Consider the following 24,474-nt stretch of genomic DNA (forward strand, 5'->3'; position numbering starts at 1 on the left):
AAAGGAAACTCAAAATGGAAGTCATTCTTCTCGAACGTATCAGCCGCCTCGGCCAGATGGGCGACACCGTCAAGGTAAAGGACGGCTTTGCCCGCAACTTCCTCCTGCCGCAGGGCAAGGCTCTTCGTGCAAACGAAGCCAACAAGAAGAAGTTCGAGGGCCAGCGCGCCCAGCTCGAAGCCCGCAACCTCGAGCGCAAGTCCGAAGCCCAGGCAATTGCCGACAAGCTCAACGGCAAGACCTTCGTCGCCATCCGCTCGGCCGGCGAGACCGGTCAGCTTTACGGTTCGGTATCGACGCGCGATATCGCCGACCTGATCACGGCCGAAGGCTTCTCGCTCAACCGCAACCAGGTTGAACTCAACCTGCCTATCAAGACGATCGGCCTCCATAAGGTCGTTCTCGCCCTGCATCCGGAAGTTGAGGCATCGGTCACGATCAACATCGCCCGCACGGCCGACGAAGCCGAGCGTCAGGTAAAGGGCGAAGACCTTACCTCGGCTCAGGCGATCTACGGAATTGAAGAAGCACCGCTTTCGGACGAATTCTTCGACGAGGACGAAGAAGGCGAAGAAAACGTCTGATAGTACTTCGGTTACCATGAGGTAACTGCTTTACTTGAGTCGCACAAAACACCCGGCAGAGATGCCGGGTGTTTTTTTGCTTTTCAGAATGAAAAAATTGAGTAGATTTACTTGTCCTACCCATGCCCGACCTAGACTCAAGGTTGAGTCTTCTAGAGCAAAGGATATCCAAATGGCACCATTCTGCCGGAGGAAATTCGGGATACGGTCAAAGGGTCCGGCTAGACCGATCGCATCGGTCGAGCCAAAGCCCGCAGAATTTATTCCGAATCTGCCCGGAACGCCGGGTTTCCGCCCAAGAAGACATACCTTTTGGACATCCTTTGCTCTGATGGCCGAGCTCTATCGTCAATGATGGAGATTGTTCATGAATGCCATTCTAAAGGCTGCACTATCACGTCTGATCCACACTGGTACCCTTGTAATAACGGACGCCTCGGGCAAATCCCGGACGTTTGGCGATGGAACGGGCGAACCGATCGCCTTTCGCATCAACAGCGCCGCCGCAGAGCGGAAAATCGCGTTCGACCCGTCGCTGCACTTTGCCGAAGCCTATATGAACGGCGAAATCGACGTTCTTGACGGCAATATCTACGATGTCCTCAAGATCATATTCGAGAATACCGGGGCAACGGTTGCCCGGGAACCCTGGATGCTGGCAATCGAAGGCATCCGCCGCGCCACACGCAGACTGCACCAGATGAACACGCTGACCCGCGCATCGAACAATGTGCAGCGGCACTACGACCTTTCGGGAGACCTTTATCGTCTCTTCCTCGACAGCGACATGCAGTACTCCTGCGCCTATTTCGAGCGCCCTGACGCGACGCTCGAAGAGGCGCAGCTCGCGAAAAAGCGCCATATTTCCGCAAAGCTTCTCGCCAGGAAGGGCCAGAAAGTGCTCGATATCGGCTGCGGCTGGGGTGGCCTCGGACTTTACCTTGCCAAATATCTCGAAGCAGATGTTACCGGCGTCACGCTTTCGCAGGAGCAGCATGGCGTCGCCAACAAGCGCGCCTTCGATGAGGGCCTCTCGGCACGCGCACGCTTTGATCTGCGCGACTATCGCACGCTGGAGGACGGTTTCGACCGCATCGTTTCCGTCGGCATGTTCGAGCACGTGGGCGTCGGCCATTTCGCCGAGTATTTCCAGCACACGGCCCGGCTTCTGAAAAAGGATGGCGTGTTCCTCCTGCATTCCATCGGCCGTTCGGACGGTCCGTCCTACACGAATGCGTTCATCCAGAAATACATCTTCCCAGGCGGCTATATCCCAGCCCTGTCGGAAGTCGTCCCGCATATCGAGAAGGCAGGCCTTGTCGTCACCGATATCGAGATATTGCGTCTCCACTACGCCGAGACGCTGCGTATCTGGCGCGAGCGCTTCATGGAAAATCGCGAACAGGCCAAGGCGATCTATGACGAACGCTTCTGCCGGATGTGGGAATTCTATCTCGCCGCCTCGGAAGCTGCTTTCCGCTGGCAGAACCTCGTCGTGTTCCAGATCCAGTTGGCGCATCAGCAGGAGGCCGTGCCGCTGACCCGCGACTATATATTCGAGGCAGAAAAGCGGCTGAGGCGTCTCGAATGCGAGCGCAGTTCCGCCAACAGCCAGGTCAATACGAAGGAGTCGGTAGCGGGGCGCTAGGCCGCCCCTCTTCCCCTTCGCCGTCATCTTGCGCCCGGTATGCCCAAGATCACCCTCGGGCCTATGCTGCCGTTATCCGGTCCGTCCCGAGGATCCATTCCCCACGAAAGAATCAGCACTGGTCTCACTTTAGCTGTGCGGAGTGGCCAGCGGTCGCACAGCTTATTGCCGCCTGCAATTTGCACAATTTCCTACGCCGGGTGTAGATTCAGGAGGGAGAATCGCGCCCCGAATCTGCCTCTCTGAGTCAAGCTTCAAACAATCCGAGTCTGCTTTTGTTGTGGATTGAAATGTATGTTTCGACCCCGCATTGCGCGGTCAAATGCCCGGTGGCCATAGTGAAGGGATAACAGGAAAAAGCGAAATGGCTGAAGCAACGGTACGCAAGATCAATGAGGCGCGCGACGCCTTCTACAGGGAGGCTCCCAATAATATCGAGGCAGAGCAGGCCCTTCTGGGTGCCATCCTGGTCAACAATGATGCGTTCTACCGCGTTTCCGATTTCCTGAAGCCGACCCATTTCAACGAACCTTTGCACCGCAAGATTTTCGAGATCTCATCCGACATGATCCGGATGGGCAAGATGGCTAATCCGGTGACGCTGAAGACCTTCGTGCCGGCCGACGAGAAGGTCGGCGACATGACGGTCATGCAATATCTCGCCCGTCTCGCGGCCGAAGCGGTGACAATCATCAATGCCGAGGATTATGGTCGCGCCATCTACGATCTTGCGACCCGCCGCGCGCTGATCACCATCGGCGAGGACATGGTCAATATCGCCTATGACGCTCCCGTCGATGTCGCACCGCAAGGCCAGATCGAGGACGCTGAGCGGCGGCTGTTCGAGCTTGCCGAAACCGGCCGGTACGATGGCGGGTTCCAGACCTTTACCGACGCGGTGAAGTCTGCGGTCGACATGGCCAATGCCGCCTTCATGCGCGACGGCCACCTCTCCGGCATCTCCACCGGCATACGCGCACTCGATGCGCGCATGGGCGGGCTGCAGCCTTCCGACCTTATCGTACTCGCCGGGCGTCCCGGCATGGGCAAGACCTCGCTTGCGACCAATATCGCGTTCAACATCGCTGCGGCCTATGAGCCGGAACAGCAGGCGGATGGCAGCTTCAAGGCCAAGAATGGCGGCGTCGTCGGCTTCTTTTCGCTCGAAATGTCGTCGGAACAGCTGGCGACGCGTATCATTTCCGAGCAATCGGAGATCAGTTCCTCGAAAATCCGCCGAGGCGAAATCAGCGAGGCCGATTTCGAAAAGCTGGTCGCCTGCTCGCAGCACATGCAACGCGTGCCGCTCTATATCGACCAGACCGGCGGTATCTCGATCGCCCAGCTTGCCGCAAGGGCACGGCGGCTCAAGCGGCAGCGCGGGCTCGACGTTCTCGTCATCGACTATATTCAGCTGATGCAGGGGTCTTCCAAGCGCGCCTCGGAAAACCGTGTTCAGGAAATCACCGAGATCACGACCGGCCTGAAGGCGCTCGGCAAGGAACTGAACACGCCGATCATCGCCCTCTCCCAGCTTTCACGCCAGGTGGAAAGCCGTGAAGACAAACACCCGCAGCTTTCGGACTTGCGCGAATCCGGCTCGATCGAGCAGGACGCCGACGTCGTGCTTTTCGTTTATCGCGATGAATACTATATCAAGAACAAGGAGCCGAAAGTAGGGACGGAAGAGCATTTCAAGTGGCAGGCCGATCTCAACGAGGCTTCAGGCAAGGCGGAAGTCATCATCGCCAAGCAGCGCCACGGCCCGACAGGAACCGTGAGGCTTGCGTTCCAGTCAGAGTTCACGCGCTTCACCGATCTTGCCGAGGATTCGCATCTTCCAGAACGATTCGAGTGACGATTTGAACATCAAGACCAATGTGACCACGACCGGCGCCGACCCGCGGCTGGCCGGCGGGCGTCTGACCATAGACCTCGATGCCCTCATTGCCAACTGGCAGCTGCTCGCGGAGAAATCGAAGCCAGCCGAAACGTCGGCCGTGGTCAAGGCCGACGCTTATGGGCTCGGGATCGTGCATGTCGTGCCCGCCCTTTGGCAGGCTGGCTGCCGCAGCTTCTTCGTTGCGCTTGCAGAAGAAGGTTTGCGGGTCAAAGCTGTTGCCCCGGATGCGCGCGTCTTCGTCCTCAACGGATTTTTCGAGGGCGCATTTCCCGCCTACGAGCAATCGGACCTCATCCCGGTTCTCGGATCGCCCCACGAAATCGACCTTTGGGAGCGCGCAAATTCTGGTCGTCCCGAGCCGCTGCCATTCGCCTTGAATGTAGATACCGGCATGAATCGCCTCGGGCTGACGGTTGACGAGGCACTGGCATATGCCGCAAGGCCCGGCGCACCCGCCCCGGTGCTCCTGATTACCCATCTTGCGGCGGCCGACGACACAGCCCACGCCTTGACGGCCAAGCAATTTGAATCATTTCAAAAGCTTCGAGCCGCTTTCAAAGGCATTCAGTCAAGTATCGCCAACTCGCCCGGCGTCTTTCATACCTTGCATACGGGCTTCAATTTGAGTCGCCCAGGCGTTGCCATGTATGGCGGCGAGCCGCTCTCCGGCGTTGCCAATCCGATGCGTCCCGTGGTGACGGTGGAGGCGCGCATCGTACAAATCCGTAACGGCCGCAAGGGCGAGACGGTCGGTTACGGCGCCACCGCGACGCTCGAGCGCGATACGCGGATTGCGATCTGTTCGGTCGGCTACGCCGATGGCTACCTCCGCTCGGCCTCGGGAAGCGGCGTGCCGTTGCGCGGCGCTGTCACCAAGGGCGGCGAAGGGTTCATCGCTGGTCAGAGAGTGCCCGTGATCGGCCGCGTCACCATGGACCTTACCTCATTCGATGTGACGGATCTTCCGTCAGACGCCGTAAAGCCCGGGGACTTCATCGAACTGATCGGCGCCAACATTGCGCTGGATGAGGCCGCGCGCGCCGCCGGCACCATTGGCTATGAGATGCTCACCAGCCTCGGCAATCGCTATCACCGCCGCTATCTTTATTCGGGAAAGCGTAGCTGATGGCCAAGGCCCGGGTTCAATTCATCTGCCAGAACTGCGGCGCTGTACATTCACGCTGGGCGGGGAAGTGCGACGAATGCGGTGAGTGGAACACGCTTGTCGAGGAAGGCACCTCCGGCGGGATCGGGAGCGGCCCGGGACGCCTTTCGGCCCGCAAGGGGCGAGCCGTCGCGCTGACCAGCCTCTCTGGCGAGATCGAGGATGCGCCGCGTATCCGCTCCGGGATCGGCGAACTCGACCGGGTGACCGGCGGCGGATTTGTGCGCGGTTCCGCCATTCTCGTCGGCGGCGATCCCGGGATCGGCAAGTCCACATTGCTGACGCAGGCGGCAGCAGCGCTGGCGCGGCGTGGCAACCGCGTCGTCTACGTCTCGGGTGAAGAGGCGGTGGCCCAGATCAGGTTGCGCGCGCAGCGCCTCGGCGCTGCGGATACCGACGTGCAGCTAGCGGCCGAGACCAATGTCGAGGACATTCTGGCGACTATCGCCGATTCGAAGCGCCCCGACCTCATCATTATCGACTCGATCCAGACCCTTTGGACGGACGCGGCCGATTCGGCGCCCGGCACGGTGACGCAGGTACGCGCCGGCGCACAGGCGATGATCCGCTATGCCAAGCAGACCGGCGCCGCCGTCGTTCTCGTCGGCCACGTGACCAAGGAAGGCCAGATTGCCGGTCCGCGCGTCGTCGAGCATATGGTCGATGCCGTGCTCTATTTCGAGGGCGAAGGTGGCCATCACTACCGCATCCTGCGCACGGTGAAGAACCGCTTCGGACCCACTGACGAGATCGGCGTTTTCGAAATGTCCGACCGCGGCTTGCGCGAAGTTGCGAACCCATCCGAGCTTTTTCTCGGCGAGCGCAACGAAAAATCCCCGGGCGCAGCAGTGTTTGCAGGTATGGAGGGCACGCGCCCGATCCTCGTCGAGATTCAGGCGCTGGTTGCGCCGTCGACGCTCGGAACACCGCGGCGCGCGGTAGTCGGATGGGACGGCAACCGCCTGTCGATGATTCTCGCCGTACTCGAAGCCCATTGCGGCGTTCGGTTCGGCCAGCATGACGTTTATCTGAACGTTGCCGGCGGTTATCGCATTACTGAACCGGCCGCTGATCTCGCCGTCGCCTCTGCGCTGGTTTCCTCTATCGCCGGTATTGCCCTTCCGGCCGATTGCGTCTATTTCGGCGAAGTCAGCCTATCGGGCGCCGTGCGTCCGGTTGCACATGCTGTACAGAGACTGAAAGAAGCAGATAAGCTTGGCTTCAAGCAGGCGGTTCTTCCCAAGGGAAGCAACGATGTTGCCAAGAACGGCAATGCCGCTCTGACCGAAACGGCTTCGTTGCCGGACCTTGTGGCCCGGATCGCGGCTTCGGGACCAGGCAAGAAACAACGCGCAGACTGACCGGATGGGGCCATCGGGCAGTGACATGGGGATGAAAGTAAATGCCGATTACGTTGCTTGACGGAATTCTATTGGGCATCACCCTCGTATCGGCGGTCCTCGCCATGGTGCGCGGATTTTCGCGCGAAGTGCTGTCGGTTGTTTCCTGGGCAGCGGCGGCAGCGGCCGCTTATCTCTTTTACAAGCCTGTTGTTCCCTTCCTCACCCCGTACATCAGTAACGACACCATCGTGCAGATTGCAGCGGCGGGCCTTGTCTTCGTCGTCACGCTGATCGTCGTGTCCATTATCACCATGAAGATTGCCGATTTCATCATTGACAGCCGCATCGGCGCGCTTGACCGCACGCTCGGCTTCCTGTTTGGCGCAGCGCGCGGCATACTTCTCGTTGTCGTCGCCATGCTGTTCTTCAACTGGCTCGTGCCGGAAAACCAGCCAGCCTGGGTTGGAAACGCCAAATCGAAGCCGATGATCGACCAGCTTGGCGCGAAACTTGTCGGCCTTCTGCCGGAAGATCCCGAATCGACCATCCTGAAGCGGCTGAAACCCGGCACGACCGCGCCGGAAGCATCGCCCGACGCGACGACTGCGCCGGAACCGAAGGAAGATATCCCGCCGGAAGGTGGTGCGACAAACCAGTGACTTGGAGTCTTGGCGCTTATACACCATATAGGGGCTTCGATTGACACGTGGACGCGGGTCCTGCCCTGTTAGTCGATTGCCTCCTATGGCATAATATGAATTAGGCTCAATTGAATCTGCGGCGAAAGGCTGGCGGTAATGACCGACATTTCTCGTGACGATACCCAATTGATGTCCCTCGATGACGACACACTGCATGAAGAGTGCGGTGTGTTTGGCATTTTGGGGCACACCGATGCGGCCACGCTGACGGCGCTCGGATTGCATGCGCTGCAGCACCGCGGGCAGGAAGCTGCCGGTATCGTTTCCTACGACGGACGCCAGTTCTGCTCGGAGCGGCGCATGGGCCTTGTCGGCGATCACTACACCAACCCCGCCACGCTTGCCCAGTTGCCGGGCGACAGGGCCATCGGCCATGTGCGCTATTCGACGACGGGCGACACGGTTCTGCGCAACGTGCAGCCGCTCCTCGCCGAGCTTGAAGTCGGTGGCATCGCCATCGCCCATAACGGCAATTTCACCAATGGCCTGACCCTGCGTCGCCAGTTGATCGCCGACGGTGCGATCTGCCAGTCGAATTCCGATACGGAGGTCGTCCTCCACCTTATCGCGCGCTCGCGCCATGCCTCGTCCAGCGATCGTTTTATCGACGCGATCCGCCAGATGGAAGGCGGCTATGCGATGCTTGCCCTCACCCGCACCAAGCTGATTGCCGCGCGTGATCCGATCGGCATCCGCCCGCTCGTCATGGGCGAACTCGACGGCAAGCCGATCTTCGCATCCGAGACTTGCGCGCTCGACATTATTGGCGCGAAGTTCATCCGCGACGTGGAGAACGGTGAAGTCGTCGTTTGCGAGATCCAGCCGGACGGCTCGATCAGCATCGACGCCTTCAAGCCGCAGACTCCAAAGCAGGAGCGCCTCTGCCTGTTCGAATATGTGTATTTCGCCCGTCCTGACTCCGTCGTCGGCGGCCGCAACGTCTACACCGCGCGCAAGAACATGGGCATCAACCTTGCCAAGGAAGCGCCGCTTGAGGCCGACGTTGTCGTACCTGTTCCAGATGGCGGCACACCCGCCGCGATCGGCTTTGCCCAGGCCAGCGGTATCCCGTTCGAGCTCGGCATCATCCGCAACCACTATGTCGGACGCACCTTTATCGAGCCGACGCAATCGATCCGCGCTTTCGGCGTGAAGCTGAAGCATTCGGCCAATCGTGCCGTCATCGAAGGCAAGCGCGTCGTTCTCATCGACGACTCGATCGTGCGCGGGACAACGTCGGTCAAGATCGTGCAGATGATCCGCGATGCCGGGGCGAGCGAAGTTCATATACGCGTCGCGAGCCCGATGATCTTCCACCCGGATTTCTATGGCATCGACACGCCGGACGCCGACAAGCTCCTCGCCAACCAATACGCCGATCTCGACGCCATGTGCCGTTACATCGGCGCGGATTCGCTGGCGTTCCTGTCGATTGACGGTCTCTACAAAGCCGTCAGCGGCCAGCCGCGCGATTCCCGTACGCCGCTGTTCACCGATCACTATTTTACTGGCGACTATCCGACCCGCCTTCTCGACAAGGATGGTCCGAGCAACGTCCACAAGCTCTCGCTTCTCGCAAATAACGGTTGAGTTCACGACACAATGATTTCTGACGGCAGTTTCCGGCTGGACGGCAAGCTTGCGCTTGTCACTGGCGCATCCCGCGGCATCGGCTATTTTCTGGCGAAGGATCTTGCCGCACGCGGCGCCCATGTCATCGCCGTCGCCCGGACAGTCGGCGGGCTCGAGGATCTCGACGACGAGATCAAGAGCGCGGGCGGTAGCGCGACGCTGGTGCCGCTCGACCTGACCGACTTGCCGGCCATCGACCGGCTTGGCGGCTCGATCCACGAGCGTTGGGGAAAGCTCGACATCATGGTGGCGAACGCCGGTTTCCTCGGCACGATATCACCGATCGGCCACGTCGAGGCAAAGGTCTTCGACAAGCTGATGGCGATCAACGTGTCGAGCGTATGGCGCCTGATCCGCACCACCGATCCGCTCCTGAAGCTCTCGGATGCCGGCCGTGCGCTGTTCCTTTCCTCGGGCGTCGCTCACACGGCGAGAGCCTATTGGGGTCCCTATGCCGCCTCCAAGGCTGCCGTCGAGGTGATGGCGCGCAGCTGGGCCGAGGAGACGCGCCAGACGCGCCTTCGTATCAACTCGGTCAATCCCGGCGCAACACGCACGGCAATGCGCGCTCAGGCAATGCCGGGCGAAGATCCGGAAACCTTGCCGACGCCGGGCGACGTTGCCGCCCAGATCGCGCTTATGCTTGACCCGGCACTCGATGTCACCGGCAAGCTCTATGACGTGCGCGAAGGCAAGCTTCTGAGCTACAACGATCCGAGCTAGAGTCTCCGTATTGGTCGAGCAGGCGTTTGTTGCCAATTTCTGACGGCTCGAGCACGGCTCTTGCGAGAAGCCATGATTGCGGTCTTGGCGACCATTAACATCGTTCTGCCGGAAGGTGTTTGATTTCACATCATCCTCCTCTCAGCCGTTATCCTCGGCTTTTTACCCGAGGACCAAGCTTCGTTTTGCGTGATCAACAGCGTCCACGATGGATCCTCGGGTCAAGCGCCCGAGGATGACGGCGGTGGGAGCGGATGACGGGAGTGCGAGCCGTTGAGCGGGGCGCCGGCAGGGGCGCCAAGCAGGGAACGACGGCCGTGCGACCCGGTAACGGCGGTGCGAACGGGTGACAGGGGGATTCGTTGAGCGGGCGGCGGCAGGGGCGCCAGTACGGGAACGACCGCGGGACCGGATAACGGCGGTCCGACCGGATAGGTGGGGACCGATGACAGCAGGCTCAAGCCCCAGTGACGGCTGAAAACCTAAGCTTCACGACGATAAACCCGAGCCTCACGACGATGCGGCTTCGGCCTCGTTGTTTGGAGAAGCTGTGGCGGCGCTGAGTGCATCCGCCGCTTCGAAGCGCTTCCAGGCGCGTGTGCTGAAAGGCAGGCTGATGAAGAAAGCGATCGTCGTCAGTGTCAGCGTCTGCCATGTGTAGCTCATCAGGAACGCAACGTAGACGACGATGAACAGGAAAATCGGCATGACCCAGTCGGAGCGCAGCTTTGTACCCGCCGCCTTGCCGCTATAGACCGGCAGACGGCTGATCATCAGGCTGGCGACAATCACGGTGTAGGCGGCTGCCCCGAAGGCGACAGCCCGCGTCGGGGCAAGACCGAGAAAGCCGAGATAGACCGGCAGCATTACCAGAAGCGCTCCGGCGGGTGCTGGCACGCCTGTAAAGAAGTTCTTTTGCCAGGCGGGCTGGCCTACGGCATCGAGCATGACGTTGAAACGGGCAAGGCGCAGGCAGCAGGCGATGCAATAGAGCAGCGCCGCGATCCAGCCGAAGGACCGCGCCTGATCGAGCATATAGGCATAAAGCACAAGGGCCGGCGCAACGCCGAAATTGACGATATCGGCGAGCGAATCCATCTGGGCGCCGAAATTGCTCGAGCCCTTCATCATGCGGGCGATACGTCCGTCAATGCCGTCGAGAAAGGCGGCAAGCAGCACCATGGCAACGGCGAGTTCGAAGCGATTCTCGAAGGCGAGCCTTATGCCCGTCAGCCCGGCACAGATGGCAAGCACAGTGATCACATTCGGGACGAGATAGCGCAGCGGAATTCGCCTGCCCCGCGGTTCGTGTGCCCGAGGCTTGTCGTCAAACAGCGGATCGGATTCGATGTCGTTCATGCCGCAACCTCAGCTGATCCGCACCAGCGGCGCGCTCGCCGCCCCGCCGAATTCGGCGATGACGGTCTCGCCGCCAACCGCCATCTGGCCAATTGCGACGCGGGGGGTAAAGCCCTGGGGAAGATAGACATCCACCCGCGAGCCGAAGCGGATGAGCCCGAAACGCTCACCGATCGACAGCGCCTTCTTCTCGTCAGCCCAGCACACGATGCGGCGCGCAACCAGTCCGGCGATCTGCACCACGGCGACCTCGCCATTCGGGCTTTCGATCAGGAGGCTGTTGCGCTCGTTCTCGGCACTCGCCTTGTCGAGCTCGGCATTCAAAAACTTGCCCGGCTTGTGAACGATCGTCTTGATGCGTCCGCGCACCGGTGCGCGATTGATGTGACAAGAGAAAACGTTCATGAACACGGAAATGCGCGTCATCTCGCCGGTGCCGAGGCCGAGTTCGCGTGGGGGCACGGCTGGGCCCACCGCTGAAACAATTCCATCCGCGGAGCTTATGACCAGCTTGTCGTCGATGGGCGTCACGCGCTGCGGATCACGATAGAAATAGATGCACCAGGCCGTCAGCACGAAGCCGATCCAGAACAACGGCTCCCAGAAATAGCCGAGAATGATCGTCGCACCGGCAAAACCGGCGATAAACGGATATCCCTCCCGATGAATCGGCACAAATGTATTGCGGATGGTATCGACAAGGCTCATTCGTTGCTTCCTGCTGGTCCCGGTAACGCACACGCGAAACCCAAGGCGCGCCAATGCGTTTCGCGCGTTACTTATCGGAGATTGGAGGCCGGGGCAAACGCTTCGCTCGCCAGTTCACTGAAACCGCTATGCTGCCGGCTCGCCGCGCAGGACCACGCCAAGGTCGTCTTCCTCGCGCACACGGCGCAGCCGCTCCTCGGCCTCGGTGGCTTCGCGCTGGCGATTCCACATGGAAGCATAGAGGCCACCGCGGGCAAGGAGCGTCAGGTGCGTGCCACGCTCGGCAATGACGCCATCCTTGAGGACGATGATTTCATCAGCGCCGATGACAGTCGAAAGACGATGGGCAATGACCAGCGTTGTGCGGTTGCGGCTGACAAGATCGAGCGCCGACTGGATTTCATGCTCCGTGGCGCTGTCAAGCGCCGACGTCGCTTCGTCGAGGATGAGAATGGGCGGAGCCTTCAGGATCGTCCGGGCAATGGCGACACGCTGTTTTTCGCCGCCGGAAAGCTTCAGCCCACGCTCGCCGACCATCGACTCGTAGCCGTCCGGCAATGTCTGAATGAACGGACCGATCTGAGCAAGTTCAGCGGCGTTGCGCATTTCCTCATCGCTTGCTGCGATTCGGCCATAACGGATATTATAGGCAATGGTGTCATTGAACAGCACCGTATCCTGCGGCACCATGCCGATCGCGGCGCGCAGGCTTTCCTGCGTAACGTCGCGAATATCCTGCCCGTCAACGCTGATCGAGCCGCTCTGGATATCGTAAAGGCGGAAAAGCAGCCTGGAAAGGGTCGATTTCCCCGCACCGGAAGGCCCGACAATGGCAATCGTCTTGCCGGCCGGCACCTCGAAACTGACGCCCTTCAGGATGGGGCGCTTCGGGTCATAGGCAAAGTGAACATTGTCAAAGCGGACGGACCCCCGCTCGATGTCAAGCGGCCGCGCGTCCGGCCTGTCCTGGACTTCCTGCTCCACATCCAGAAGATCGAACATCTGCTCGATGTCGGTCAGGCCCTGGCGCACCTCACGATAGATGAAGCCGATGAAATTCAGCGGGATCGACAGCTGCATCAGCATGGCGTTGATGAATACGAAGTCGCCAAGCGTCTGCGTGCCGGCGAGAACCTCCCTGCCCGACATGATCATCATCACCGCCATGCCGACGCCGAAGATGACGGCCTGACCGAAGTTGAGCCAGCCGAGCGAGGTCCAGATGCGGGTCGCCGATACTTCATAGCGCGCCATGGCTCCGTCGAAGCGCTTGGCCTCCATGGCCTCGTTGCCGAAATATTTGACCGTCTCGAAATTGAGCAACGAGTCGATCGCCTTGGAATTTGCGTCCGTATCGGACGCGTTCATGTCGCGGCGTATGCCGATGCGCCAATCGCTGGCACGGACGGTAAACCACGTATAGAGCCAGACCGTGGCAACGACCACGGCGACATAAGAGAAACCATAGGTTACGGCGAAGATCACGGCCGTCATGAGAAATTCGAGGATCGTCGGCGCCGTGTTCAGGATCGTGAACCGGACAATCGTTTCGATGCCCTTGGTCCCGCGCTCGATAATGCGCGAAAGGCCGCCCGTGCGCCGTTCGACGTGAAAGCGCAAGGACAAATCATGCATATGCACGAAGGTCTTATAAGCAAGTTTTCGCACGGCGTACTGGCCGACACTGGCAAACAGCGCGTCGCGCAACTGGTTGAGACCTGCCTGGACGATACGGGCCAGATTATAGGCCGCGACCAGCATAAGCGGGCCGACGAGCAGCGCCGGCACGAGGTCCGAGGGCTCGAACTTGCCATTTAAAGCATTGGTCGCCCATTTGAAGAAATACGGAACAAGGATCAGAACGACCTTGGAAATAACGAGATAGACCGTGGCCCAGATCACGCGCATGCGCAGGTCCGGCCGCTCCATCGGCCACATGTAGGGCCAGAGATTGCGTATGGTCTGGAGTGTCTTTCCAGAGTCGGCGGAAACGGTCTTGTTGGCCACTTTTATTCCTTGTGGATCGCGGGGTGCAGCGAGGCACGGCCCCGAACCATCCCTTCATCGGAACAGCAAAGGCTCGCCATGTCGCTGACAAACGCGGCAACGGTGACGAATGCATCCGGATTGATACTGTAGTGCGAGCTCTGGCCTGAGGGCTGATAGCGGACAAGGCCAGCTTCGACGAGAATTTTCAGATGCTGCGAGACCGTCGACTGCGCAAGGTCAAGCTGCGCGACGATATCCTTGCAACAGGAGCGGTCGAGACAGGCGAGCTGCCGAACGATGCGCAAGCGCGCCGGATGAGCAAGCGCGGCAAGGATCCGGGCGGTTTCCGCGTCCGACAAAGAGCGTTCAAACGGATTGGTACAATTCATCGTCCATCGGCGATAAACGATATAAATTTCCAAAGCAAGCCGAAAAGTAAAAACGCTATTCCGGCTTAAGGTGCCGGGATAGCGCAATCATGTCACTCGACAGCTGATTTTTCCTGATCCGGCAAGGTGAAGACCTGACCGGGGAAAATCTTGTTCGGGTTGCGGATCTGCTCCTTGTTGGCAAGGTAGATCGTCGTGTAGCGAACGCCCGCGCCATAGGTGCGGCGGGAAATCCGCCAGAGATTGTCGCCCCGGCGAATGATAACCGAACCGTCGACATTCTTGAGCGGCGCCTCGCTGTTCTGCGCTGCCGGATCCGTACCTTGCGGAACGGCGCCGGTGGCGCTGTCGCCGGGCGTGGCATCGGCAATGGCTGCGACGCGTTCACCCGCCTCGCGTTTGAACGGTACCGCCGCACGCGCGATTATGGTCATGCCATCCCGGCCCATCATTTCGGCGCGGATAATGTAATCGCCGACAGCAAGCTCCTGTACGGTCTGCAGCAGGAAGCGGCCGTTTGGCGCCGTCTTCGTCGTTCCGAGCGGATCGTCATTGGCATAGAGCTTGACTGTCGAGCCTGGCTCGGAGGTGCCGGCGATGAAAATCTTGTTGCCCTCGATCTCGACAGCCTCGACGGCAACGAGAGCCCTCTCGGCGGGCGCGGCGGGCTTGTCGCCGGCCGGCGAGGCGGCGGTCGCCGTTGCCGTCTGCGCTTCGGCCGGTGCAGCCGGTGTCGTGGCTTGCGGCGTCGTAATCATGCGGCTCGGTTGGCCAGATTGCTCGACGAGCGCCAGCACCTGTCCCGACTTGTTTTCGGGTACGGAGACAATGGCGGTCTCGAGCGATGTCAGCGCGCTGCCATCGGGCAGTGTCGAGCGCAGCACAAGCTGATAGTCGCCGGGTTTCAATGGCGTATCGAGGGCGATGACGAAGTCGCCGGTATCTGTCGCCTTGCCGGTGCCGACGATCTGCGATCCAGACAAAAGATCGACTGTAGCGTTCTTTGCCGCCTTACCGGCAACAACGATCGATCCGGAGGGTTCGACGCGGAGAATGTCGAAAGTGGGTCCGCTCGAAGTTATCGTCGCTTCGCCTTGCGGAACCGAAGCGTCCGGCTGGGCAGCGGGCGCGTTGGCCGCAGGGAGCGTCGGGCTCTCTACCTTGGCCTCTTGTTGCGGGGCCGGTGCTGGTGCAGCGGCTGGCTGCTGTGTCTGTGCAGGACTGGTCGCAAGCGCTACGGGTTTGTCAGAAGTCGGCTCACCTGGCAGCAACGCCACGACAGCGGCGACGAGCCCAGCGGCAACGACAGTACCGAGCCCCAAAACCGCAATTTTATTCTCGAACATCGTTCCCCATTCCTATTGTTCTCTTTTTGGTCTAGCGCCTTTTCGCCGTTGCTACAAGAAAACCCTTTAGATTCAGGACTAGTCTTTAGACTTATCAAGAACAAATCTGGGGTAGCAAACTTTTGTCGCATTACTACCGCCTTGACGTTTGGCGGTGCAGGAGGCACCAGTCGTCGCATGAGCAAGATTCGATCCATATGTGTCTATTGCGGGTCCTCGCCGGGCCGCGATCCGATCTACAAGCAAAGCGGCCGGCTGCTCGGCAAGTCGATTGCCGCACACGGGCTTGAACTCGTCTATGGCGGCGGCACGAAAGGCATCATGGGCGCGGTTGCGGACGGCGTCATGTCCGCGGGCGGTCGGGTAACCGGCATCATCCCGAAGTTCCTGATGAACAAGGAAGCCACCGAACACGCGCTTGGCCAGCTTTCCGAGCTGATTGTCACGGAAGACATGCACGAGCGCAAACACAAGATGTTCGAGCGCTCCGACGCCTTCGTCACGCTGCCCGGGGGCATCGGCACGGTCGAGGAGATCGTCGAGATAATGACCTGGGCCCAACTCGGGCGGCATCGCAAGCCGATGGTCTTTGCCAATGTCAACGGCTTCTGGAATCCGATGCTTGCGCTCATCGACCACATGAAGGCCGAAGGGTTCGTGCATACGTCACATTTGGTCAATCCGCTTGTGGTAGAAAACCCGGATGAGATCGTGCCGGCGATCCTCAACGCCGCTGCGCGAGGCGACCGGGAAGGCGATGGGTCGATCATCGAACGGATGTAGCTACGGAAAAGGGATCGATAGGTGGACACGAAGGCCTTGGATCCCAACAGCAAACAACTTGCCAGCGATGACTTTGTCATAAGCCACGCATTCGGTGCGGATGGCGCGCTTATCCTGCATCCTGGCGCCTCCAATCCTGCCGTATGGACCTGGAAAAGCTATGCGCTGGCCGATGCAAGAGCACGACGCAGCCTCGAAACCGACGCCACCCTGCCCGAAGCGGTACGCGAGGTTCTGCTTGCCTCCGGCGACCAATGCCAGATCAATTTCGATGATGGCTGGCTATACGGCGAATTGCCCGATCTCCAGCATGAGCACTATGGCGATCCGCGCGAACTCGGCTATTTCCGCTTTGCCTTCAATGATGGGGTCTTCATCAGCGCGCGGCGCCATCCGCTGCAGTCGGTCGACGACATACGCCAGGCGATAGGTCGGGGCAAAATCCGGCTTCCCTCGCCGCTCACCCTGTTCAATGCTGTTTTCCGGCGTTTCCTTGAACTGCTCAAGGCGGAAATCGCCAAGCTTTCGGAAACGCTCGATTCGATCGAGGATCACATTGTCGGCGAGAACTGGCAGGGCGAACGGGAGCGCCTGGTGCCGGTGCGGCGGCAGATCGTGGTCTTCCACCGCTATCTGACAGCGGCGATCAGCCTGTTTCGACATATAGACCATGCCGACCGCAGGGCCCTGCCTGAGGAGTTGGACGATCTCATCGAGGCCCTGTCGCGGCGAGCCGAAACCCTGCATGCGGAGGGCGACCAGTTGCAGCAGCGCGCGCGTTTGCTGCAGGACGAACTGATGGCCAAGCTCACCGACCAGTCGAACCAGTTCCTGTACGTTTTGTCGGTGATGACCGCTGTTCTTTTGCCGAGCACGGTCATCAGCGGGCTTTTCGGGATGAATACCGGCGGGCTACCGCTTGCAGAAAGCGCGCACGGTTTTTGGATCATCGCTTTCATCGCGCTCGCGATTTCCGCGGCGGTTTATCTGATTGTGCGCAGGATCGGCGGGAACAGGCGTTAAGCCGCCTTCACCTTGCGGGCTTGCTGCAACATTGACCACGTATAGATGGCAAGCGCCGTCCAGATCAGCGCAAAGGCGATGAACTGGATATGCGAGAAAGGCTCGCCGAAGACGAAGATGGCGCTGAGGAAGACGATCGTCGGTGCGATGTACTGCATCAGTCCGATCGTCGTATAGCGCAGCAGCTTGGCGCCGAATGCATAAAGGATGAGCGGCACCGCCGTTGCCGGACCGGCGAAGAGCAGAAGGCCGACGTCGTGGGCGCTGCCATTGAAGAAGTGGCTGGTGCCCTGCGAGACGGTCCAGGCGATGAAGGCGAGCGAAGGCACTGACAAAAGCAGGACTTCAAGCATGAAACCCTGCGTTGGGCCAATCGGTAACGTCTTGCGGAAGAAGCCGTAGAAGCCAAAGCTGAAGGCAAGCACCAGCGAGATCCAGGGCAAGCCGCCGGAATAGACCGTCAAAAGGAGCACCGCGCAGGCGGCGAGCCCAACCGCCACGGCCTGCGGCTTCGACAGGCGCTCGCCAAGGAAAATGCCGCCGAGCACGACATTCACAAGCGGGTTGATGTAATAGCCGAGCGCGGTATCGATGGCGTGGCCGCTGCCGATCGCCCAAACATAGGTTCCCCAGTTAAGCGTGATGAGCGAGGCCGTCAGCATCGCCATGAAAAGCATCCAGGGCGTCGTCAAAGCGACCTTCAGATCGCCGAACAATCCGAGCCACCACAGCAGCAGGGCGGCGATGGGTACCGACCAGATGATGCGATGCGCCACCACTTCCAGCGCCGGCATATGGGCAACCGACTTCAGGTAGAACGGAAGGACGCCCCAGAGCAGATAGGCTGAGAGCGCAAAGATGAAACCCTTCTTCCCGTCGGACATGCCGCCTGGACCTTCGGTTGTGACAAGGCCAGCGGTCACGGCGCGATTGGAAGCTATCTGTTCAGTCATGATGCGCCGACTCCTAGTCCTCGCTTCCCGGCGCGTCCATTGAATTCGGCTGATCGATACATCAAGACAGTTGATGTTTTTTACGGCGATTCGAACAAATTATGAGCGATTTCCAGCTATTCTGCGGCGATCTTGCCAGCGAGATCGCGGTTTTTCATCAGCTTGTAGATAATGGAATCCATCAGCGCCTGAAAGGAGGCGTCGATGATGTTGTCGGAGACGCCCACCGTCCACCAGCGCGCATTGCTCGAATCCGTCGACTCGATCAGAACGCGCGTGATCGCCTCCGTGCCGCCATTGAGGATACGAACCTTGAAATCGGCGAGCACAAGATCATCGATCTCGTTCTGGTAACGGCCCATATCCTTGCGCAGCGCTAGATCGAGTGCGTTGACCGGGCCATGGCCCTCGGCGACGGACATGCGGGTCTCGCCGTCGATGTCGACCTTCACCACCGCTTCCGAGACCGTCTTTATATTGCCGTTGGCATCGAAGCGGCGTTCGACCATGCATCGAAACGAGTCGACCTTGAAGAATTCCGGGACAGTGCCGAGCGTGCGCCGCGCCAAAAGTTCGAAGCTCGCATCGGCGCCCTCATAGGCATAGCCTTCCGCCTCATGTTCCTTGACGAGGGCAATGAGCGTGTCGAGCCGAGGATCGGACTTTGCCACGCTGATGCCGCGGCGCTCCAACTCATTGATGAAGTTGGACTTGCCGCCCTGGTCGGAGACCATCACCTTGCGGCGATTGCCGACGGTCTCCGGCGGGACATGTTCGTAAGTCGCCGGCTCTTTGATCAGGGCCGAAGCGTGGATGCCGGCCTTGGTCGCGAAAGCCGACGTCCCGACGAATGCGCCCTGCGGGTTGGGCGCACGGTTGAGCAATTCGTCGAAGCTGCGCGAGAGCCGCGACAGCCCCTGCAGTTTCTCCATGCTGATGCCGGTCTCGAAGCGGTCCGCCCAGGCAGGCTTCAGCATCAGCGTCGGAATGATCGTGACGAGATTGGCATTGCCGCAACGCTCGCCGATACCGTTGAGCGTGCCTTGCACGTGGCGCACGCCGGCATCGATCGCAGCCAGCGAGTTGGCGACCGCCTGCTCAGTGTCATTATGGGCATGAATGCCGAGATGATCGCCGGGGATCGACTTCGTCACCTCGCGTACGATCGTCGCCACTTCTGCGGGCTGCGTACCGCCATTGGTATCGCAGAGCACGACCCAGCGCGCGCCGGCGTCATAGGCGGTTTGCGCGCAAGCGAGCGCATAGGACGGGTTGGCCTTGTAGCCGTCAAAGAAGTGCTCGCAATCGACGATGGCTTCCTTGCCGGCCTCTACAGCGGCCGTGACCGAGGCTGCGATACTTTCAAGGTTTTCGTCATTGGTGCAGCCGAGCGCCACGCGCACGTGATAGTCCCAGCTCTTGCCGACGAAGCAGACCGTGTCGGCGGCGGAACGGATCAGCGCCGTGACGCCGGGATCGTTGGAGGTGGAGACCCCTGCCCGCTTGGTCATGCCGAATGCCGCAAACTTCGCGCGCTTTGTTCGCTTCTCGCTGAAGAACGCCGTGTCGGTGGGATTGGCGCCGGGATAACCGCCTTCGACATAATCGAAGCCGAAATCATCGAGCAAGGCGGCGATGACCTTCTTGTCCTCGACCGAAAAATCGATGCCTGGCGTCTGCTGGCCGTCGCGCAAAGTGGTGTCGAAGAGGTAGATGCGTTCCTTGGTCACTTGCTCGTTTCCCCGTCCCCGGCCTGCGGCCATTGATCCGTGTCATGGTCGGGATGCTGATAGGATATCATTGTTTTGAGAAATTCAGCCGATTCAGGATCGCCTTCCGACGTATGGCCCGGCAGCGCGCCGAGATCGTCGACATAGGGCAACTTGCCTTCAAGACCCCATTGCAGGACAGGGGCAAGTTCCTCCGGATGATCGAAAGCACCGATCGCCAGCGCGAGGCCGTCGGGCGCCTCATAGGTCAGCGGCGTGCCGCATTCGGCACAAAAACCGCGCTTGACGTGATTGGACGACTGGTAGCGCTTGGGTTCGCCGCGCGTCCACTGGAAATGGGCGCCGCGCACCGATGCAAGCGGCGCATAGAAATTGCCGAACGCCTTCTGGCACATGCGGCAATGGCAGATGGAGGTGTCGTCCACGCGGCCCTCGACGCGAAACCGAACCGCTCCGCACTGACACCCGCCGGTGTATATGGGTTTGTTGTCAAGGCTCATGGGCGGGGCTCCCTGCGGAAACTGTGCTGACGATATGCTGACAGACGCCATCGATATCTTGAAGCACATCGTCATTCCAAAACCGCAAAACCGTCCACCCGTCGCGGTTCAGGCGTTCGGTTCTTGCGCCGTCATACTGTTGACTATGATCTTCACCGTGTTGAGAACCGTCGAGTTCCACAACGATGCGAGCCGCAGCACAGGCGAAATCAACGATGTAACCGCCGATTGGAACCTGCCGCTTGAACGACAAGCCCATCAGTCGGTGAGCACGGAGGCAATTCCAAAGTTTCAATTCCGGCTCGGTTTGCGCCCGCCGCATGGACTTCGCATATTGGCGGATCTTCACCGGAATTGGCGTGTGGGATGGCATGGTCAGTCACCCCCCTCTGTCCTGCCGGACATCTCCCCCACAAGGGGGGAGACTGAATTGTCATCGAGCGTGTCGCTCAAATGTAAACCCTGGAGATTGGCCTCAACCTCTTTAAAGGCTGGTCTCCCCCCTTGTGGGGGAGATGTCCGGCAGGACAGAGGGGGGTGCGATCCACGCCCGTCCATCACCGCCTCACCTCCCAGGTCGTAACCCGCTCGCCCGTTTCAGGATCCTTGCCGTCCTTGAGCTGTATACCCTGATCCAGCAATTCGGCGCGGATGCGATCGGCCTCGGCGAAGCTCTTTGCGGCAAGCAGAGCGAGCCGGTCGGCGATCTTCGCCTCGATCTCGCCCGCAAGCTCTGACGACACTGTCTCCGCCTGCAAATCGAATCCGAGAAGCGCGAAGGCGGCCCGGTAATCGCCAGGCTCGACCGCGCGCGAGCGCCGCGCCGAAGACAGCCAGTTGATCACGCTCGGCGTGGCGAGATCATCCGCAAGCAGGGCAATCACCTCATCCGGGATCGCACCGGGTTCGGCATTGCCCACATATTCGCGCGCCTTGGCAAGAATGTTCTCCGCCTCCTCGAGCCGGCTTATGCTGAAATCGATCGGCTCGCGGTAGTTGGTCATCAGCATGGCGAGGCGCAGCACGTCGCCCGGCCACTTGCGCCCGCCGAACGTTTCGGTTGCGAGAAGCTCGTTGATCGTCACGAAGTTGCCGAGGCTCTTTGCCATCTTCTGGCCCTCGACCTGCAGGAAGCCGTTATGCATCCACACATTGGCCATGCGGTCGATGCCGAGCGCGCAGCACGACTGTGCGATCTCGTTCTCGTGGTGCGGGAAAACGAGGTCGATGCCGCCGGCATGGATGTCGAAGATGTTCTTCTGCGGATCGTCGCACTGCAGTCCGCCGCCAAACGGCTCGAGCAGTTTCGCCATGGACATGGCCGAGCATTCGATATGCCAGCCGGGACGGCCAAGACCTTCGATCCCCGCCGGTGAGGCCCAGCCTGGCTCACCCTCCCTTGACGGTTTCCACAGGACGAAATCCATCTCGTCGCGCTTGTAGGAGGCGACATCGACGCGGGCACCGGCGAGCATATCGTCGGCAGAACGGCGGGCCAGCATGCCGTAGCGCGGCCCCCTGGCGGCGTTCATCGCCGTTGGCGAGAACAGGACATGGCCATCGGCGACATAGGCGATGCCGCGCTCGACGAGACGGTCGATCATCGCCACCATTTCGGCGATATATTCCGTCGCCCGGGGCTGGGCCGTTGGCTGCAGGTTGCCAAGCGCCGCCACATCAGCCTGGAACTGGCGGTTCGTCGTTTCCGTCACCTTGCGGATCGCCTCATTGAGCGGAAGCTCCGGAAAGTCACGGGCGGCACGCGCATTGATCTTGTCGTCGACGTCGGTGATATTGCGCACATAGGTAACGTGGTTTTCGCCGTAGACGTGGCGCAGCAAGCGAAACAAAACGTCGAAGACGATCACCGGTCGGGCGTTGCCGATGTGGGCATAGTCATAGACAGTGGGTCCGCAGACATACATGCGCACATTGTTCGGATCGATCGGCACGAACACTTCCTTCGTGCGGGTGAGCGTGTTGTAGAGGCTCAGTTGCTGCGGCATGGCGGTCTGCTCAAATCTCGGGTTTCAACATCAAACGGATATCATTCCACTGGTCTGGCGACCGGTGCGTTTCACATCTTTTGCTGAATTTTGAGACGAAAACGGCCGGGCCAGCGCAGTGCTAGCTGATAATGATCCGACAGGTAATAATGATGGTTACGGGCAACGTTTTCATGGCCACATTTATGATCGACTGCGGGTCGATCGTCAAGCGTGTCGCCGCGAAACGCGGGTGTTGCATTTTTGCCTGCTTCCTCGTGGTTAATCCATCTTAACCGAATAGCCCAAAATCCTCCCGGAAAGTGCCTTTTTTCCGGCTCATTTGACCGGGAATCCTGACTTATCCGAAAAAGGGGATAGGACCAGACCCATGAACACCATCCAGCAGACGGCAAAGCCGCGCGAAAGCGTCCGCGCCGAGAATCTCGTTGCCAAATATAATGCCATCGGCCCCGCCGCGATCCTTGCCGCGGTGCTGAGCACCGTGCGCAAGCGTCCGCAGCTGAAGCTTGCTTCAATTGTGCAGGAAACGGACTAACAGGCTCGTTGCAATGCCGGCCATGACAAGGCCGATCAGGATGTCGAGGACACGCCAGGCCGCAGGCTTGGCGAACACCGGTTGCAGCAGCCTCGCCCCATAGCCGAGGCTGAAGAACCAGATGAACGAAGCGAGCGCCGCGCCGACGCCATAGGCCGCGCGGTTGACGCCCTCGAAGCGAGCCGAGAGCCCGCCCAATAGAACGACTGTATCGAGATAGACGTGCGGATTGAGGAATGTCAGCGCGAGCACTGTGCCGACGGCTGCCTTGAGTGAGCTTCCGCCAGAACCCGCCGCCCGCAAGCCTTCCGGATGAAACGCACGCCGAAAGGCGACCGACGCGTACCAGAAGAGAAACGCCGCTCCGCCCAGCGTCACGAAGGAAATCAGTTTCGGGGACTGTGCGATAAGCGTGCCGAGGCCGGCAACGCCAGCCGCGATCAGCAAGGCATCCGACAGCGCGCAAATGAAGCTCAGGATGAAGACATGTTCGCGCAGCAGGCCCTGCCGCAGGATATAGGCGTTTTGCGCGCCGATCGCGATTATGAGCGACGCGCCAAGGAGAAAACCGGAAAGAGCGGCTGAAAGCATATCGTCTGTGTCCTGAAGTTGGCGCGTGAAGGCCTAGAAAAGTTTCATCTGTGCGTCGGATTGCGGCGGCTTTGAACGCTGCGGTTTCTTGCGTTCCTCGGGCGGTGTCTCTTCGACCCGCTCCTGGATTTCCGGTCCGGTGTTTTCGAACTTGTTGACCTTGTCGGAGACCCGTATAGCCTCGAAAAGGTCCTCGCGTGCCGGTTTCAGGAGGTCGGCGACATGGCGTGGCTCCTGCGTCTTGCAATCGAGCCAGCGCGAGAAATCCTTCTGCTCGATCACGACGGGCATGCGGTCGTGGATGAAACGCAGATTCTCGTTCGCCTCCGTGGTGAGCACCGCGCCGGTATCCATCTCCGACCCCTCGGCATTCGCCCAGGGCTCGTAAAGTCCGGCAAAGGCGACAACGCCGCCATCGCGCGGGCGCACCCAATAGGCCTGCGCCTTCCGGTCGCCGTTGCGGCGCCACTCATAGAAGCCCGAGGCCGGGATCAGCGCGCGGCGATGGCGCATCGCCGCCTTGAACGATGCCTTTTCGATCGCGGTCTCGGCGCGGGCGTTGATCATAAGCGGATAATTTGCCGTATCCTTGACCCATCCCGGAATGAACCCCCATCGTACCAGAAGCGCACGCCGGTTCGACCGGTTGCTGCCGGGCGGCGGCGTTTCCCCGCTGACGACCATGAGGATCGGTTGGGTCGGCGCGATATTGTAGCGGGGCGGGAATTCCTCAAGCTCCATAAGATCGAACCAGGCTTCGATCTCTTCCGGTGTTCCGAGGAGGGAAAAACGTCCGCACATTTATAACGAGCCCTTAGTGACCGCGGCGATCTTCCCGATTTGCGGTCGCCCGTCAAGGC

Annotated in this window: 23 protein-coding genes; 11 read left to right on the plus strand and 12 right to left on the minus strand. The window is 60.2% G+C overall.

Translation table 11 applies throughout. From position 1 onward, the window contains the following. Window positions 1-14: 14 nt before the first annotated feature. From rplI to BR48_RS0102205, 8 genes are all read left to right on the plus strand, one after another. On the plus strand, window positions 15-584 hold the full coding sequence (rplI, locus tag BR48_RS0102170; RefSeq protein WP_027229805.1) for a 50S ribosomal protein L9: 570 nt from the start codon (window positions 15-17) through the stop codon (window positions 582-584). Between the two features lie 367 nt (window positions 585-951). Continuing rightward, window positions 952-2,232 (plus strand): cyclopropane-fatty-acyl-phospholipid synthase family protein, encoded by a 1,281-nt coding sequence (locus BR48_RS0102175; protein WP_027229806.1) that lies wholly within the window; start codon window positions 952-954, stop codon window positions 2,230-2,232. A 364-nt stretch (window positions 2,233-2,596) separates the two neighbouring features. Beyond that, the gene (locus BR48_RS0102180) at window positions 2,597-4,090 is read left to right on the plus strand and encodes a replicative DNA helicase (RefSeq protein WP_027229807.1); all 1,494 of its coding nucleotides are present in this window, start codon (window positions 2,597-2,599) and stop codon (window positions 4,088-4,090) included. Window positions 4,091-4,094: 4 nt separating this feature from the next. Further along, entirely contained in the window at window positions 4,095-5,261 is a 1,167-nt protein-coding gene (gene alr, locus BR48_RS0102185; RefSeq protein ID WP_081815733.1) for an alanine racemase, read from the plus strand. Beyond that, complete coding sequence (gene radA, locus BR48_RS0102190; protein WP_027229809.1) at window positions 5,261-6,661, plus strand: DNA repair protein RadA; 1,401 nt, start codon at window positions 5,261-5,263, stop codon at window positions 6,659-6,661. The genes alr and radA overlap by 1 nt, the downstream gene beginning before the upstream one ends. A gap of 41 nt (window positions 6,662-6,702) precedes the next feature. Then, window positions 6,703-7,302 carry a CvpA family protein gene (locus tag BR48_RS0102195; protein WP_027229810.1) on the plus strand — a complete coding sequence of 200 codons (600 nt, stop codon included), beginning with the start codon at window positions 6,703-6,705 and terminating at the stop codon, window positions 7,300-7,302. A gap of 138 nt (window positions 7,303-7,440) precedes the next feature. After that, window positions 7,441-8,934, plus strand: coding sequence for an amidophosphoribosyltransferase (purF, locus tag BR48_RS0102200; protein ID WP_036813199.1), 1,494 nt, complete (start codon window positions 7,441-7,443; stop codon window positions 8,932-8,934). Window positions 8,935-8,946: 12 nt separating this feature from the next. After that, window positions 8,947-9,699, plus strand: coding sequence for an SDR family NAD(P)-dependent oxidoreductase (locus BR48_RS0102205; RefSeq protein WP_027229812.1), 753 nt, complete (start codon window positions 8,947-8,949; stop codon window positions 9,697-9,699). A 510-nt stretch (window positions 9,700-10,209) separates the two neighbouring features. Here the strand turns inward: BR48_RS0102205 and pssA are convergent. From pssA to BR48_RS0102230, 5 genes are all read right to left on the minus strand, one after another. Then, window positions 10,210-11,058, minus strand: a complete 849-nt coding sequence (pssA, locus tag BR48_RS0102210; protein WP_051614487.1) for a CDP-diacylglycerol--serine O-phosphatidyltransferase — start codon at window positions 11,056-11,058, stop codon at window positions 10,210-10,212. 9 nt (window positions 11,059-11,067) lie between these two features. Beyond that, the gene (locus tag BR48_RS0102215; RefSeq protein ID WP_280949026.1) at window positions 11,068-11,799 is read right to left on the minus strand and encodes a phosphatidylserine decarboxylase; all 732 of its coding nucleotides are present in this window, start codon (window positions 11,797-11,799) and stop codon (window positions 11,068-11,070) included. Window positions 11,800-11,892: 93 nt separating this feature from the next. Continuing rightward, window positions 11,893-13,704 carry an ABC transporter ATP-binding protein/permease gene (locus BR48_RS0102220; RefSeq protein ID WP_245273370.1) on the minus strand — a complete coding sequence of 604 codons (1,812 nt, stop codon included), beginning with the start codon at window positions 13,702-13,704 and terminating at the stop codon, window positions 11,893-11,895. Window positions 13,705-13,775: 71 nt separating this feature from the next. Next, entirely contained in the window at window positions 13,776-14,114 is a 339-nt protein-coding gene (locus tag BR48_RS23610) for a metalloregulator ArsR/SmtB family transcription factor (RefSeq protein ID WP_228018711.1), read from the minus strand. Window positions 14,115-14,236: 122 nt separating this feature from the next. Then, the gene (locus BR48_RS0102230) at window positions 14,237-15,490 is read right to left on the minus strand and encodes a LysM peptidoglycan-binding domain-containing protein (RefSeq protein WP_027229816.1); all 1,254 of its coding nucleotides are present in this window, start codon (window positions 15,488-15,490) and stop codon (window positions 14,237-14,239) included. 177 nt (window positions 15,491-15,667) lie between these two features. Here BR48_RS0102230 and BR48_RS0102235 point away from each other — a divergent pair, with 177 nt between their 5' ends. Together BR48_RS0102235 and BR48_RS0102240 are read left to right on the plus strand one after the other, a co-directional pair. Beyond that, window positions 15,668-16,273: a TIGR00730 family Rossman fold protein gene (locus BR48_RS0102235; protein WP_027229817.1), complete on the plus strand. Its 606-nt coding sequence runs from the start codon at window positions 15,668-15,670 to the stop codon at window positions 16,271-16,273. A gap of 21 nt (window positions 16,274-16,294) precedes the next feature. Continuing rightward, window positions 16,295-17,296: a CorA family divalent cation transporter gene (locus BR48_RS0102240; RefSeq protein WP_027229818.1), complete on the plus strand. Its 1,002-nt coding sequence runs from the start codon at window positions 16,295-16,297 to the stop codon at window positions 17,294-17,296. On the opposite strand, the gene rarD is transcribed toward BR48_RS0102240, so the two are convergent. From rarD to cysS, 5 genes are all read right to left on the minus strand, one after another. After that, window positions 17,293-18,180, minus strand: a complete 888-nt coding sequence (rarD, locus tag BR48_RS0102245) for an EamA family transporter RarD (RefSeq protein WP_027229819.1) — start codon at window positions 18,178-18,180, stop codon at window positions 17,293-17,295. The genes BR48_RS0102240 and rarD overlap by 4 nt on opposite strands. Window positions 18,181-18,365: 185 nt before the next feature. Further along, on the minus strand, window positions 18,366-19,979 hold the full coding sequence (gene cimA / locus BR48_RS0102250) for a citramalate synthase (protein ID WP_027229820.1): 1,614 nt from the start codon (window positions 19,977-19,979) through the stop codon (window positions 18,366-18,368). Continuing rightward, on the minus strand, window positions 19,976-20,479 hold the full coding sequence (locus tag BR48_RS0102255) for a GFA family protein (protein WP_027229821.1): 504 nt from the start codon (window positions 20,477-20,479) through the stop codon (window positions 19,976-19,978). The genes cimA and BR48_RS0102255 overlap by 4 nt, the downstream gene beginning before the upstream one ends. Further along, window positions 20,469-20,852, minus strand: a complete 384-nt coding sequence (locus BR48_RS0102260; RefSeq protein WP_027229822.1) for an endonuclease domain-containing protein — start codon at window positions 20,850-20,852, stop codon at window positions 20,469-20,471. Before BR48_RS0102260 ends, BR48_RS0102255 begins: the two co-directional genes overlap by 11 nt. A 184-nt stretch (window positions 20,853-21,036) precedes the next feature. After that, window positions 21,037-22,485 (minus strand): cysteine--tRNA ligase, encoded by a 1,449-nt coding sequence (gene cysS, locus BR48_RS0102265; protein WP_027229823.1) that lies wholly within the window; start codon window positions 22,483-22,485, stop codon window positions 21,037-21,039. A 370-nt stretch (window positions 22,486-22,855) separates the two neighbouring features. On the opposite strand from cysS, the gene BR48_RS26070 reads away from it, so the two are divergent. After that, window positions 22,856-23,023, plus strand: coding sequence for a hypothetical protein (locus BR48_RS26070; RefSeq protein WP_155810791.1), 168 nt, complete (start codon window positions 22,856-22,858; stop codon window positions 23,021-23,023). Here the strand turns inward: BR48_RS26070 and BR48_RS0102280 are convergent. Together BR48_RS0102280 and BR48_RS0102285 are read right to left on the minus strand one after the other, a co-directional pair. After that, window positions 23,000-23,614, minus strand: coding sequence for a LysE/ArgO family amino acid transporter (locus BR48_RS0102280; RefSeq protein WP_027229824.1), 615 nt, complete (start codon window positions 23,612-23,614; stop codon window positions 23,000-23,002). The two genes, BR48_RS26070 and BR48_RS0102280, sit on opposite strands and share 24 nt — an antisense overlap. 33 nt (window positions 23,615-23,647) lie before the next feature. Then, on the minus strand, window positions 23,648-24,415 hold the full coding sequence (locus BR48_RS0102285) for an SOS response-associated peptidase (protein WP_027229825.1): 768 nt from the start codon (window positions 24,413-24,415) through the stop codon (window positions 23,648-23,650). Window positions 24,416-24,474: the final 59 nt, after the last annotated feature.

It is taken from the genome of Phyllobacterium sp. UNC302MFCol5.2 (genome assembly GCF_000686005.1).
In the GTDB taxonomy this organism is placed as follows: Bacteria; Pseudomonadota; Alphaproteobacteria; order Rhizobiales; family Rhizobiaceae; genus Phyllobacterium; species Phyllobacterium pellucidum.

Coding starts and splice junctions, on each gene's coding strand:
- rplI (WP_027229805.1), top strand. CDS start 15: ATGGAAGTCATTCTTCTCGAACGTATCAGCCGCCTCGGCCAGATGGGC.
- BR48_RS0102175 (WP_027229806.1), top strand. CDS start 952: ATGAATGCCATTCTAAAGGCTGCACTATCACGTCTGATCCACACTGGT.
- BR48_RS0102180 (WP_027229807.1), top strand. CDS start 2,597: ATGGCTGAAGCAACGGTACGCAAGATCAATGAGGCGCGCGACGCCTTC.
- radA (WP_027229809.1), top strand. CDS start 5,261: ATGGCCAAGGCCCGGGTTCAATTCATCTGCCAGAACTGCGGCGCTGTA.
- BR48_RS0102195 (WP_027229810.1), top strand. CDS start 6,703: ATGCCGATTACGTTGCTTGACGGAATTCTATTGGGCATCACCCTCGTA.
- purF (WP_036813199.1), top strand. CDS start 7,441: ATGACCGACATTTCTCGTGACGATACCCAATTGATGTCCCTCGATGAC.
- BR48_RS0102205 (WP_027229812.1), top strand. CDS start 8,947: ATGATTTCTGACGGCAGTTTCCGGCTGGACGGCAAGCTTGCGCTTGTC.
- pssA (WP_051614487.1), bottom strand. CDS start 11,058: ATGAACGACATCGAATCCGATCCGCTGTTTGACGACAAGCCTCGGGCA.
- BR48_RS0102220 (WP_245273370.1), bottom strand. CDS start 13,704: ATGTGGCCGATGGAGCGGCCGGACCTGCGCATGCGCGTGATCTGGGCC.
- BR48_RS0102230 (WP_027229816.1), bottom strand. CDS start 15,490: ATGTTCGAGAATAAAATTGCGGTTTTGGGGCTCGGTACTGTCGTTGCC.
- BR48_RS0102235 (WP_027229817.1), top strand. CDS start 15,668: ATGAGCAAGATTCGATCCATATGTGTCTATTGCGGGTCCTCGCCGGGC.
- rarD (WP_027229819.1), bottom strand. CDS start 18,180: ATGTCCGACGGGAAGAAGGGTTTCATCTTTGCGCTCTCAGCCTATCTG.
- BR48_RS0102255 (WP_027229821.1), bottom strand. CDS start 20,479: ATGAGCCTTGACAACAAACCCATATACACCGGCGGGTGTCAGTGCGGA.
- BR48_RS0102260 (WP_027229822.1), bottom strand. CDS start 20,852: ATGCCATCCCACACGCCAATTCCGGTGAAGATCCGCCAATATGCGAAG.
- cysS (WP_027229823.1), bottom strand. CDS start 22,485: ATGCCGCAGCAACTGAGCCTCTACAACACGCTCACCCGCACGAAGGAA.
- BR48_RS26070 (WP_155810791.1), top strand. CDS start 22,856: ATGAACACCATCCAGCAGACGGCAAAGCCGCGCGAAAGCGTCCGCGCC.
- BR48_RS0102280 (WP_027229824.1), bottom strand. CDS start 23,614: ATGCTTTCAGCCGCTCTTTCCGGTTTTCTCCTTGGCGCGTCGCTCATA.
- BR48_RS0102285 (WP_027229825.1), bottom strand. CDS start 24,415: ATGTGCGGACGTTTTTCCCTCCTCGGAACACCGGAAGAGATCGAAGCC.